Origin of the sequence: Mesorhizobium sp. AR02 (assembly GCF_024746835.1) — a bacterium.
Taxonomy (GTDB): Bacteria; Pseudomonadota; Alphaproteobacteria; order Rhizobiales; family Rhizobiaceae; genus Mesorhizobium.
On the sequence record NZ_CP080530.1, the window covers coordinates 205,419 to 218,125 of the forward strand.

7 protein-coding genes and 2 pseudogenes are annotated in these 12,707 nt (G+C 58.9%); 8 read left to right on the forward strand and 1 reads right to left on the reverse strand.

What is annotated here, in order from left to right:
* Positions 1 to 832: 832 nt before the first annotated feature.
* From DBIPINDM_RS00880 to DBIPINDM_RS00915, 8 genes and pseudogenes are all read left to right on the forward strand, one after another.
* Positions 833 to 1,114: a nodulation protein NopC gene (locus tag DBIPINDM_RS00880; RefSeq protein ID WP_258581033.1), complete on the forward strand. Its 282-nt coding sequence runs from the start codon at positions 833 to 835 to the stop codon at positions 1,112 to 1,114.
* A gap of 404 nt (positions 1,115 to 1,518) precedes the next feature.
* Positions 1,519 to 2,409: a hypothetical protein gene (locus tag DBIPINDM_RS00885; RefSeq protein WP_258581034.1), complete on the forward strand. Its 891-nt coding sequence runs from the start codon at positions 1,519 to 1,521 to the stop codon at positions 2,407 to 2,409.
* A gap of 420 nt (positions 2,410 to 2,829) precedes the next feature.
* Positions 2,830 to 4,935 (forward strand): type III secretion system export apparatus subunit SctV, encoded by a 2,106-nt coding sequence (gene sctV, locus DBIPINDM_RS00890; protein ID WP_258581035.1) that lies wholly within the window; start codon positions 2,830 to 2,832, stop codon positions 4,933 to 4,935.
* Positions 4,936 to 4,950: 15 nt separating this feature from the next.
* Positions 4,951 to 5,481, forward strand: coding sequence for a tetratricopeptide repeat protein (locus DBIPINDM_RS00895; RefSeq protein WP_258581036.1), 531 nt, complete (start codon positions 4,951 to 4,953; stop codon positions 5,479 to 5,481).
* A 169-nt stretch (positions 5,482 to 5,650) separates the two neighbouring features.
* A pseudogene (locus DBIPINDM_RS00900) lies at positions 5,651 to 5,805 on the forward strand (IS6 family transposase); the annotation flags it as partial.
* A 2,186-nt stretch (positions 5,806 to 7,991) separates the two neighbouring features.
* Positions 7,992 to 9,323: a serine hydroxymethyltransferase gene (gene glyA, locus DBIPINDM_RS00905; protein WP_258581231.1), complete on the forward strand. Its 1,332-nt coding sequence runs from the start codon at positions 7,992 to 7,994 to the stop codon at positions 9,321 to 9,323.
* 55 nt (positions 9,324 to 9,378) lie between these two features.
* On the forward strand, positions 9,379 to 10,554 hold the full coding sequence (gene metK / locus DBIPINDM_RS00910) for a methionine adenosyltransferase (protein ID WP_258581037.1): 1,176 nt from the start codon (positions 9,379 to 9,381) through the stop codon (positions 10,552 to 10,554).
* Between the two features lie 105 nt (positions 10,555 to 10,659).
* Positions 10,660 to 11,649: pseudogene (locus DBIPINDM_RS00915) on the forward strand (adenosine kinase); the annotation flags it as partial.
* Positions 11,650 to 12,070: 421 nt separating this feature from the next.
* Here DBIPINDM_RS00915 and DBIPINDM_RS43530 read toward each other — a convergent pair.
* Positions 12,071 to 12,484 (reverse strand): hypothetical protein, encoded by a 414-nt coding sequence (locus DBIPINDM_RS43530; RefSeq protein WP_416361692.1) that lies wholly within the window; start codon positions 12,482 to 12,484, stop codon positions 12,071 to 12,073.
* Positions 12,485 to 12,707: the final 223 nt, after the last annotated feature.

The following is a 12,707-nucleotide window of genomic DNA, read 5'->3' on the forward strand; positions in this document are numbered from 1 at the left end:
GGTCATGGTCTAGCTCCGATGCAGAGGAGATACGTTCAGCGTTGTCGGTGATCCTTAGACGCTTGGTCGTCGAGCGCTGCCTGGCCCAAATGAACGCAACCGCCGCTTCTCTTCGTGCCACGTCGATTCCGGCGTGGTGCCCTGCTTGATGTCAACGCTCTCGCGCAAGAAGGATGGCAATGATCCAGTGGACACCGCGTTTAGTTCCCCGAAGCTGCGTTGGTGGCCCGCTGAAAAAACTTCGCATCGAAGGCGGGGAGCACAAACGCGCTCAGGCCGGCGGGTCACTGACCGGCAGCGGCTATTGATAGCGCAGTGGCGCAGCCTGGACGCGCCGGAAGCGTAGGACGACCGAATGGGTATCCAGGTGATGCGCACGCAGTAGCACCGTAGGTTGGGCGGCCGACGCACGGATCGAAGACGTTTAATATTGGCACAAACAGGCGTCGCGTGCGTGCAATCGGTGACTAAGAGGGAGCGGAGAGCAGGAGTACGGCCACAGCACAGCTGATGGCAGGCGGCAACCGCGTCACCTGTGAAGAGGACCGCACCGACGGTGGGCGCTCAGTCACGGCATGACATGTCCTGGCTTTCTTTGCGCGTTCTTAAGGCGACAACATCATTCGCGTCACTACAACTGCCGCGCTAGAACCGACTGTCCACATCATGACCTTGCCGCGCACGAAGGCCAGATCGTGCACGACCATCTATTTTTGAGGTAGCGCCGCATTTTGTTGAGACTCGTCAGCTTCTCGAAAGCTCACGCTCATAGCTTGAGGAGATTGAGCTTGTTACGCGTCGCCGCCAATGGAAACAGATGCCGGAGTAACTGATGGTCGCAGCAATTGGTAGTGGAGGTGGCAACATCGGTGTTTCCTTGGCCCAAAAGGGCCATGGACATTCGAATGGACAGCCGCATCAAGGATCCTCCGGGTCTTCTGGTCAGAGCAGGCCGGTTGGCGGGAGCGAACCGGCGGATCGTCCAACCATTTCTGACCAAGCTGCAGTTCAAAGCGAGTTCGAAAGCACTCTTCGTGCGGTTGCGCTGCAAATTGCGAGCGATGCCATGGATGAAGCGGAGGATGCTATGGCAGAAACTGAAGAGGATGCCTGACGTTGGATGGTCCGCGTCAGGACGTGCGTGCTGTTGCTGACGGCACAGTTTGAACAGAAAGGAAAACAACATGAGTAAAGTAGGTACTGCTACTAGTGCGGCTGGTACTGCCGCCTCAGGTGCTGTAGACGTAGCTACCAAAGCTGCTGGGGCTGCCGCGTTCCAGGCGCAACTCGCGGAGCTAACGGCGGTTAGCTTGGAGGCTACGGCTAGGAGTATACAGCTGCGCACTCTTACGACCAACCTCAACACAATCAAGAAGGCGGCCGACGAGCGCGTTCAGTAGTGTCGGAAGCGGGGCTCTAGAGTAGCCCCGAACGTGTCCCCAAGTGGCGCGATGTGGAACCAAGATAAGCCGCATGGCAATTGCCGTGCGGCTTATCTTCTTGTTCGGGAGATCATCCTTGAATGACGCCGTTTCCCTTCATTTCGAAGTTCTGTCGGGGCTCTATTGCGGACTGACCGGTAAGGCGGCTCTAGAAACGGGCTTGATCGGCAGTGGCCTCGATGCGGATATAATCTTCGTCGAGCAAGGACTCGCGCCGCATCATTTTCGTATGACTCTTCTTGGCAATTCGATCGAGGTCGAGGCGCTTGCAGCCGGCCTCAGGATGGAAGACAACAGGAATATTGCGGCAGGGGAGTGCGTTGTGGTGCCCCTTCCGGTCGTCATTCATGCAGGCGCGATGTCCATTCTCTGGTCAGTGCAGGATGCTGCGCCAGCCAGTGGGATCGGCATACCACGTCTTTCCATCTCCGTGCTTGCCTTGGTGTTACTCGGCTCTCTCGGGATCGGCGCGCTCTCGGCCATTTTCTCCTACTACGGCAACGCTGGGGCATTGAGCACCAATTCACCTGGTGCCGACCTTGAGTCCAAGCTGAGCAGTAACCGCGCTGACGATCAGACTAACGTGGCAGCGGCCAAAGACCTGCAACAGGAAGTCTACAAAGCGGGCCTGCTCAATATTAAGATCGGCTCCGCAAAGGGTGTTGTGACCGCTGAAGGGACCGTCACGTCTGCATCGGTCATCGGTTGGCAGAAGGTTCAGCAGTGGTTCGATCATCGCACGAAGGGCGCTCTAACACTGGTCAATGGAGTGGTCATCAAAGAGGAGAAGGCGCCATCCGCAATCGCCGTTGAAGCTGTTTGGCGTGGGCCCCTGCCGTATGTTGTAATCGCTGGTGAGAAGTATTTTGTCGGCGCCATTTTGGATGATGGGTGGATGGTCGATCGGATCGAGGACCGTCGTGTGCTGCTGAGCCGAAATGGCCGCCTTGCTACTCTCCCGTATTAATGATTTCCAAGTTCGCAGGCCATATTAAGGAGAACGCCATGGTCAAGCTGCCCCACCTATCCTGTCGCCTCGCTATCGTGCGCTGCGTGAAGGCATCGTCGTCCCGAGGGACGAGTTACGGCGAATTGTGCTGCTCCGGCAGAACCGGAGCAGCTTGATCAAAGGCTAGCTGCTCCGGTTGTGGCTCGCTGCCCACGGTAGTTCTCGGGATATTCAGCTGCTGCGGCTTTTCGCGTATGCGTTCATCTCGAAGGTCATCGGCGGTGAGGCCCTTACGGTTCTGGACAGACTGGGTACACCTCCTGGCAAGCCGTCCTCGTGCCTGCCTCTCGTTCTCAAGCGCAAGCGATGCCCTCTGATGGGTCTTCGAAAGCTGCGTAGCAGCAGAGCAATTCTCAAACCATCATAGAGGGGCCTCGGATGGCCAACGTTTTGCGTAACTTCATCGAGCGTGCGCCGGCCAACCCGGACTTAATGGTCGCGTTGATGCTGCTTCTAGCCGTAGCTATGATGGTCATGCCAATCCCGATCATGGTGATCGACACGCTGATCGGATTCAATATGGGATTGGCCATACTGCTGCTATTGGTCGCCCTGTATGTCAGCACGCCACTCGATTTTTCGTCGTTGCCCGGCGTCATTTTGATATCCACGGTATTCCGTCTGGCGCTCACCATCGCAACGACGCGACTGATCCTGGCCGAGGGGGAGGCAGGTAGCATCATCCACACCTTCGGCGATTTCGTAATCTCAGGCAATATCGTCGTAGGTTTTGTCATATTTCTGGTCGTGACCATGGTGCAATTCATGGTCCTCGCGAAGGGCGCCGAACGTGTCGCAGAAGTGGCGGCGCGCTTCACGCTAGACGCTCTGCCGGGCAAGCAAATGGCGGTCGACGCAGAGTTACGCAACGGCCACATCGATGCCAACGAATCGCGCAGGCGGCGCGCCACATTGGAGAGGGAAAGCCAACTTTATGGCGCGATGGATGGCGCGATGAAATTTGTGAAGGGCGACGCCATTGCCGGGCTGGTGGTTATCTTCATCAACATGCTGGGTGGGATTTCGATCGGCCTGCTCTCGAAGGGCATGTCGTTCGGCGAGGTGCTGCATCACTATACTCTGCTGACGATAGGTGATGCGTTGATCTCGCAGATTCCGGCCCTGCTGCTCTCAATTACGGCGGCGACCATCGTCACTCGCGTAACTGGGGCTGCAAGTTCCAACCTTGGTACGGACATAGTCAAGCAACTCACCGCCAGTAAGCGAGCATTGCGGCTGGCGGCCTGCGTCTTGGTTGTGATGGGGTTCGTTCCTGGTTTCCCCCTGCCCGTCTTTCTGATCTTGGCCGCAGTCTTCGCCGCGGCAAGCATTGTCAAGGGTGATGTGCCGGGCGCCGGCAAGGTCGATGCTGCAACTGCAGCGCCAGTAGAGAAGGAAACCGTCCCTGCAGAGGCATGTCCGATCGCCTTCTTCCTTGCGCCGAGCCTTACGCATGCGATCGACCAAGTTGAATTGCAACAGCACATTGCACGCGTTTCGCAACTAGTCTCAGCCGATCTCGGCATTGTCGTTCCGCGCATCCCAGTCGCGGTCGACCAGCAGCTGCCCGAGTCGCAATTCAGGATAGATGTCGAGGGCGTGCCAGTCGAACAGGATTTGATTAATCCGACACAGCTCACCCTCACAGACGATCTGGCGAGCATTGAATCGAGCGGCATCCCATTTCGGCATGATCCAGAAATGGACAAAATCTGGGTTGAACAAAGCCATGCGCCGGCTCTCAATGCCGCCGGCATCGGGCATCACCGTCCCAGCGAACGCCTCGCGTTGCGTATCCATGCGACCTTGACCCGCTATGCACCGCGCTTGGTGGGCATCCAAGAAACCCGCCATTTGCTGGGTCGCATGGAGCAGGAATACGCTGATCTGGTGAAGGAGGTGCTGCGCACCACGCCAATCCCTCGGATTGCCGAAGTGCTGCGCCGCCTGCTGGATGAAGGTATCCCCATCCGCAATACCCGACTCGTCTTGGAGGCATTGGCCGAATGGAGCGAACGTGAGCAAAACGTCGCACTGCTCACGGAATACGTCCGTTCTGGCATGAAGCGGCAGATCTGTCACCGCTATGCCACACACGGAATCGTGCCCGCCTTCGTTATCGAACGTGAGACTGAGGATTTCATGCGCAGCGCCGTTCGGGATTCGGCTGCAGGCCCATATCTCGTGTTAGAGGATCGGCAAAGCGAAGCGCTGCTGTCACAGGTGCGTCAGATCCTTTCCAGCGCAGCACCGGGTCAGACCCTCCCTGTCGTATTGACTTCAATGGATGTCCGGCGTTTCGTCCGCGGTTTTCTAAGCCGAAACGGGATCGATCTTGCTGTTCTGTCTTATCAGGACCTCGCCTCCGACTTCACGATTCAGCCCGCCGGATCGATCAAGCTCCGACTGGAACCAATATTGGAACGTCACGGAAACCGCGCAATATCGGCGTTGCCGCCAACTGACAGCCAAAGCGCTCGATGATAGGGAAAACCAAGCATGAATTCACATGAGAATGCAGTCGCTGCGCCGTACTCAGTTCTCTTCGCAGTGCTCGCCATTCTGCCTCTCGCGGGTTGCACTAGCTGGAATAAGCCGGGTCTTTCAGTGAAGGAGACATCGCCACCCGAGTTGCTGGGCGCCAATAACATCGATCCGGCTATGCGCGAACGCATTTGGCGCGCAGTCAGTCAGGATTCTCAAGTGCAGGCTTTGCGGGATGATCTGAAGCAGCATCCGGACAATGTCGATGCGGCAATCCGTCTTACGAAGGCCTTGCTGGCGCAGGAACGCGCGCATGAGGCGCTTCAGGTACTCGACAGCGTCTTAGTTGCCGTCCCAGGAAATTTGCGTGCATTGAATGCGAAGGGAGTTGTCTTGGATAACGAGGGGCGGCATGACGCGGCACAAGCGCTATACCGCCAAGCTCTCGAATCAGAGCCAGAGAATCAGATGTTGCACCATAATCTCGACTTGTCGCTAGCGTTTGACGGGAAGTCCAAACGGAGTGCGTTGGCACCATCGCGATAGAGGCATAGCGGGAGCGCTGTACGCGAGCTGTGACGGCATTGGACCTACACAAGCAGACACAGCAGGTATGCAGGCGGTATTACGTTAACTGGCGGTCAGCTTTTGGAGCATAGGGCGACGGTATGAACGGATCGCCCGTTAGCTACAATCGCCACCGCCGCCCGAGGTCATTGCTCACGCGGTCCGGCTTTATTCCGATTTCCGCTGAGCTTGGGTCTGGTTGACGAAATGCTGCTGGAGCGCGGCATTGTGGTCCCCTACGAGACAATCCGTCGTTGGGTCAGGAAGTTCCGGATCGAGTACATTCGACGACTGAGCAGGCGATGATCGACAAAGTATTTGAGACGGTATTGCAGCGCGGGGCGGCGGCTCTTGCATCGAAGCGGCAATCTGCTGCGGCGTCCCCGCCCTGGTGGTTATGCGGGGCGCATCTATGATGCGACATGGCGCGCACAAGCGCTATCTTGGCAAGCTCTCGAAACAGAGACGTTGCACTCCGGGAAGTCGAGCGGAGTGCACTGGCACGATCGCGGGCGCGGCAGCCATGGTCGTTCCTGCTCCTGTATGCTGCGGCCGAGCCGTCGGGCACATTCCATCCCCTTTGCTAGCCTCACGAGGCGTGCACGCGAGAAGCGATGGCGCTGAGGCGAGCACCGCATGTGTTCGAGCGGGATGCCGGAACTGCACCTGATGTCGAGACGATCTCTTCCATGGCGGGGGCGCTTGTCGCGTGGTGGTAGCAGGTCAGATGGGGGGCTTGAGGCCAACGAGGTGGCGGCCGTCGAGATCGGCACGCCTGTCGCCGCCGGAACCGAGATCCACCGGTTCGGTGGCGCACTCCGGGGGAGCGGATCCGGCAGCCCTGCGCGGGTCACTGTCTGGCGTGTGCGTTCCGGCAGGACTCACAGCCGACACTGTTATGGCCCCTCTGTTGATCAAGGCTCGTAAATTGCCACCCTGCCATGAATTTCCTCATTGCTCTGACAACTGGCGCTTTCGAGAAGCCGACGAGTCGAAGGTCGTCGAAGGCCAATGAGGGCCGCGGTGATTTGGCCCTCTGGGCGGGGGCAACTGCGGTCGAGCATCCGGACGACAGACTGACTTCGCGGGCCGCGCGGTTCAGCACAAGCGTCAGCGGCTCGCCCGATTGCACAATCTACTCGTTGCCGTTCTCGCACCTCGCGCTCCGTGTTGTCGGGTTTGTCGCGTCCCAAACAGGGTGATGTTTCAGTCGGCGTGCCGCCGCACTCTCAGTTGAGCCATTGAATAGACATTCGGAACGGTTGTTCTGAGGCGCTTCCTGCGCGGGTTGGCATGACTCTTGAGGTTCTCATTGTGCGGCGGCACCTGCCGCGGACCGGCATCACGGATTCATCGTCCTATTTGAGCTCTAGAAAGGAGACAACAATGAGGGCGGATATGCTTACGGTTTGACCGAATTATCTCCAGAAGAAGCCTCTGCAATTTCGGGAGGGCTATTCTGGGGAGTAGTTTCATTTTCCAGGAAAGCCGAGGTTCGATCCGACGCTGACCCGTGGGCGGGGGGCTACGAGCCGGTGCCGGACCGAACCGTCTCAGGCAACGCCGCGTATCTCGTCAAACATTGGGGCATCGGCGCGGCTAAATTGTGGCGAAACCGTGTCACATTGTCACCAATCCCAACAGACACTCCCTCAACGTGACAGGACGTTTCGCAAACAGCGCGGCGCCCCCTACTGGCCGGGCTAAGGACGGCATCGAAAGGTTTACCGGCCGGCGCTTCCAAAAACACTGATCCAGTCGTGCAAAAACGACAGACGAGGTAGACGTTTGATTCCGCATACCTGCCTGGCCAAGCAGTTCGCCGGCCACTGCCTGACCAGCATATCGCAATGTCCATTTTCTGGGGTTGAAATATATCCTTCAACGAAATTCACAGAGACTTAGTGCAAAAAATTGTCGGCAATGATACGCTCGCCACAACATCCAAGTCCCTGGCGGCAAAACCCTTACTTGTTTCATATGTCCGGCCGCCGCGCAGCATTTAGTCTTCGATTGAGCGAATGCCAAGAAGAGATCTCATCCTGGTTGAAGGAGATGGAAGTGGCAATGTTTGCTTATGCTACCCGGATTGGTGCTGACCGATGATGACACTGGTCAGACGTCTGCGGACGGCAGCGCATCTTGATCGCCTTCGAATCCTGGGCCTTTGCGCGCATGCAGACCTAACTGTCTGCGAGCTGGCCGAGATTATGGGTCTGCGTCGCGAGCACGTTCTGCGACACCTTAGGCTGCTCGCCAGAGCCGATTTTCTTTGGTGCGACGATCAACGTCGGTCCTACTATCTGAAAGCAGGAGGCAAGGACGGCGGGCTGGTTCAATTCTTGGTCGATCTCCTGCCCCCCAACCATGGCCATCATAAACGAGACCTACAACGCCTCGAAGCGACGATGCAAGACGCTCGGGCGAAGGGGACCTCCTGCTTAATCGTCGAGACAGACCAACCCAAAAAAGCGGAGCGCGAAACTATCATTGACAACTCCGCCGACGGCGCCATCGCGCGGCCCGACACCTGGTCTCCCTTAGCCGCGGTCGATTGCCGCGTTCACGAACTGCTTATAAGACAGGAGCGGCAGGAGCGCACGACGCTCAAACTGATCGCTTCTGAGAACTTCGCCTCTTCGGCCGTGCTGGAAGCGACCGGCTCGATTTTCACGAACAAGTACGCCGAGGGATACCCCGGTGCGCGCTACTACGCGGGAAACGAGATCGTCGATGAGCTTGAGAACCTGGCCATTGAGCGCTTGAAAACACTATTTGGCAGCGAACACGCCAACGTCCAGCCTTATTCCGGATCGCCGGCCAATCAGGCTGTCTATCGCGCGCTTTTGAGCCCGGGAGACAAGGTGATGGGCTTGTCTCTCCCCGGTGGGGGTCATCTGACACATGGATGGGCCGTCAACTTCTCCGGCGCTGACTACAAACGCGTCCCCTATGGGCTGCACGAAAAGACGCAGCAGATTGACTATCACCGCTTGCGCGAGACGGCCAAGCGGGAACGGCCGAAACTCATTTGGGTCGGCGGAACGGCTTATCCGCGTGTTTTTGACTATGCGGCAATGGCCGAAGTCGCTTCGGAGGTGAACTCCTATCTGGTGGCCGACATCGCACACATCAGTGGCCTGATTGTCGCAGGAGCGCACCCGAACCCCGTCGGCCATTGCGACGTCGTCAGCAGCACGTCTCACAAGTCAATCCGCGGTCCCCGCGGGGGCTTCATTTTGTCAAGGAATGAAGATCGCTACCAGGCGCTCTATCATCCGACAAGCAAACACAATCTCGCCAAACGTATAGACCGTGCGGTGTTCCCTCTCCTGCAGGGCGGACCGCATATGAATATCATCGCCGCTCTAGCTGTCACTTTGCAGGAAGCCGCGAACCCGTCCTTCCGTGTCTACGGTCAGCAGATCGTCAAGAATGCCAAGGCGCTGGCCCAGGCGCTTCTGGAGCGAGGGTATGACCTGGTCACCGGGGGGACTGACAATCACATGCTGATCCTGGATATGCGCGATCGACCACTATCAGGCAAAGCCTATGCGGAGCGATTGGCAAAGGCAGGCATCATTACGAATTTTAACATGGTGCCGGGCGACCCGCGCCATCCGGCGGTCACAAGCGGAATTCGCCTGGGGTCGCCAGCAGTGACGTCCATGGGCATGCGCGAGGCGGAAATGGTGCAGATTGCCGCCTTCATCGACCTGGTCTGCCGCCAGCCCAATGATCCGGATGTCCATGCCTGCGTGCGGAGAGAGGTCGCCGACTTCTGCGCTGCGTTCGAGGTCCCTGGCATCACCGACAGGTAAGGCGGGCAAATCGAAGGTCGCCACCTAACTCCAACATCTGAAGCGAGGACATTCAATGACTAGGCAGTTCGTATTCTCTTCCGAATCCGTCGGCGCGGGACACCCGGATAAGATGGCCGACAACATCTCGGATGCCATCCTGGATGCGATCCTCCGCACCGATCCGAAGGCGCGCGTCGCGTGCGAAGCGTTGGTGAAAACAGGGATGGTCGTTCTGGCTGGCGAGATCACTAGCGATGCGCAGGTCGATTACAGCCAAGTTGCCCGCGAGACGATACTCGATATTGGATACGATGACGATGCCATCGGCTTTGATGGTCGCCGTTGCGCCGTCGTTCTGGCTCTCACCGAGCAGTCGCCCGACATTAGCCAGGGCGTTGACGAGGGACGAGGGCAGGATCTCGACCAGGGAGCGGGGGACCAGGGCCTCATGTTCGGCTTCGCATGCAGCGAGACCGATACACTCATGCCTTTGCCGATCCAACTCGCCCACAGTCTGACGAAAAGGCAGGCGGAGGTGCGGAAGGCGGGACAGCTTGGCTGGCTGCGCCCGGACGTAAAATCTCAAGTGTCCGTCCGCTATGAAGGTTTGCGCCCGGTGGCGCTGGATACCATAGTCCTGTCGACGCAGCATGCGGAGGAAGTCTCACAAGAAACAGTCCGCGAAGGCGTCATCGAGGAGATCATAAAGCCGGTCCTGCCTCCCAACTTGGACACGACGGGGATCAGGTTCCTGGTCAATCCAACCGGCCGGTTCGTGGTCGGTGGGCCACGCGGCGACTGCGGGCTCACCGGACGCAAGATCATCGTCGATTCCTACGGTGGGATGGGTCGTCACGGCGGCGGCGCCTTCTCGGGCAAGGACCCATCCAAGGTTGACCGCTCGGCCGCCTATGCCGCGCGGTACGTCGCAAAGAATGTCGTTGCCAGCGGCCTTGCAGAGGTCTGCGAGGTTCAGCTTGCCTACGCAATCGGCGTGGCTGCCCCGGTGTCTATCCTCGTCAACACTTTCGGGACCGCAAAGATCGAGGAAAAAAAGATCGAGCGCCTTCTTCTCGATCTTTTCGATCTCCGACCGAAAGGCATCATCAAGATGCTTGATCTCTTGCGCCCGATTTACCGCAAGACCGCGACATACGGACACTTCGGCCGTGAAGAGCCTGAGTTCACATGGGAGAAGACGGACAGAGCTGACGACTTGCTGCGTGAGGCAGGACCGGCAGCTGCGTGAGGCGCCGATGTTGGATCCAGCTACATGCGGCAACCCATTCCAACTCCCGAGACCCGCGCCCGGCCGGCATGGCAGAAGGCCAGCGACCGTTAAGCGGAGACTTTGATGCCGGAATATGACGTGCTTTGCATCGGCAATGCCATTGTCGACATCATCGCCCAGTGCGACGAGGAATTCCTCGAGACCAACGGCATCATCAAGGGCGCGATGAACCTCATCGACACCCAGCGCGCCGAATTGCTCTACAGCCGCATGGGCCCGGCGATCGAGGCCTCCGGCGGCAGCGCCGGCAACACGGCGGCGGGTGTCGCCAGCTTCGGCGGTCGTGCCGCCTTCTTCGGCAAGGTGTCGAATGATCCGCTCGGCGAAATCTATATCCACGACATCCATGCCCAGGGCGTCGCCTTCGACACCCGGCCGCTCAAGGGCCTGCCGCCGACGGCGCGCTCGATGATCTTCGTCACCCCCGACGGCGAACGCTCGATGAACACCTATCTCGGCGCCTGCGTCGAGCTAGGGCCGGAAGATGTCGAGGCCGACAAGGCTTCCGGCGCCAAGGTCACCTATTTCGAGGGCTATTTGTGGGATCCTCCGCGTGCCAAGGAAGCGATCCGGCAGACAGCGAAGCTGGCGCACGCAGCGGGCCGCGAGGTGTCGACGACGCTTTCGGATTCGTTCTGCGTCGACCGCTACCGCGACGAGTTCCTCGACCTGATGCGTTCGGGCACCGTCGATATCGTTTTTGCCAACAGCCACGAGATCAAGTCGCTCTACCAGACATCGTCGTTCGACGAGGCGCTGGCGCAGATCCGCAAGGATTGCAAGATCGCCGCCGTCACCCGCTCGGAAAAGGGCTCGGTCATCGTGCGCGGCGACGAGACCGTGGTCATCCAGGCGACCACGATCAAGGAACTGGTCGACACGACAGGCGCCGGCGACCTCTATGCCGCCGGTTTCCTGCATGGCTACACGCAAGGCCGCGACCTCAAGACCTGCGGCGATCTTGGCTCACTGGCGGCCGGATTGGTGATCCAGCAGATCGGCCCGCGCCCGCGCCAGAACCTGCGCCGCGAGGCCGAGCAGGCGCGACTCGTCCATCCGCACGTTCCAATCGCTGGCTCTCGCCTTCCCGTTGAGAGGCTGTCCAGGGACCGCGGGTAAATTGAAACCCCACGATCCCCGATAGGCGGCGGCTTTCCGTCTGCGTCCAGATCAGCAGAGGGATAATATCTGGGTTCCATCGTGTCTTCGCGGCGGCAGAGCCAAGCCTCGTCTCAATCGGATTTAGGCAGAGAGTTGCTGCTGGGCAAAGCGAAACCTTGGCGCCGGAGCCGTGCTTCAGTTCTCCTTTGGCACCACCGTGCCAGATTCTGGCCGGGCGGTTTAAAACACCCACAGAAATCGCGCACCGATCCCTCGCGGTCGACCTGTTCTTCCTTTTTGAATAGTTAGGACCGACACAGGGCAGTTCGCGAGATAGCTGCGTCTCGGCGCTACGCCCTTCAGCTAGCCCGCCTTAGCCCTTTGCGCCTTCTCGGCCGCGGGTCTCAAATGGGCAAGTGCTGCGCATGACTCCCTCATAAGCGGATCGTACGAGACAGATCTCGGCGCCCCCTTCAAGAATTCGTCGCGCATGTCGACCGCAACGGCTGCCTATCATCGCCTCGTTGCTCCCTCCGCCGTCTTTTCCCGTCGAGGCCCTCATCGATCGTATTGCCGTACCATCTGTGTTGATGCCGTAGCCTTGCCGAAAGCTCCATGCCATACGGATGTTGGCGCAGGCATCCGCCAGGTCGGGCTTCAGCTCCAAGGAAGCACCTACCCCATCCGAATACCGCGTGGCAGGGACGCGCATGACGGCCGTGCCGATATACTGCCCGGACAAAGCGATGGCTTGATCAAGGTGTGGTTGTCCGGGGGGAACCAGCATGACCCGATTGCCGGATCAAAGGTAATGGCAAGCGGATCGGGCTCAATGAACTCGCGACGATCTCCGGCGCCAAACCTGGATCGCCGTGCGGCTGAATAGGGCAGCGTAGAGCATAGGTAGCTCATAATCAAGGTTTGAGACAGGAGCGGCAGCCGACGAGCCGCGCCAGGCGATCGTGCTGGAGTTCTGGATGGTACGCTGGCGGTGTCAGCGGTCCACCAGC

What these genes read in the sequence shown, in the direction of transcription:
- DBIPINDM_RS00880 (WP_258581033.1), top strand. Translation starts at nt 833, where the DNA reads ATGGTCGCAGCAATTGGTAGTGGAGGTGGCAACATCGGTGTTTCCTTG.
- sctV (WP_258581035.1), top strand. Translation starts at nt 2,830, where the DNA reads ATGGCCAACGTTTTGCGTAACTTCATCGAGCGTGCGCCGGCCAACCCG.
- DBIPINDM_RS00895 (WP_258581036.1), top strand. Translation starts at nt 4,951, where the DNA reads ATGAATTCACATGAGAATGCAGTCGCTGCGCCGTACTCAGTTCTCTTC.
- metK (WP_258581037.1), top strand. Translation starts at nt 9,379, where the DNA reads ATGACTAGGCAGTTCGTATTCTCTTCCGAATCCGTCGGCGCGGGACAC.
- DBIPINDM_RS43530 (WP_416361692.1), bottom strand. Translation starts at nt 12,484, where the DNA reads ATGCTGGTTCCCCCCGGACAACCACACCTTGATCAAGCCATCGCTTTG.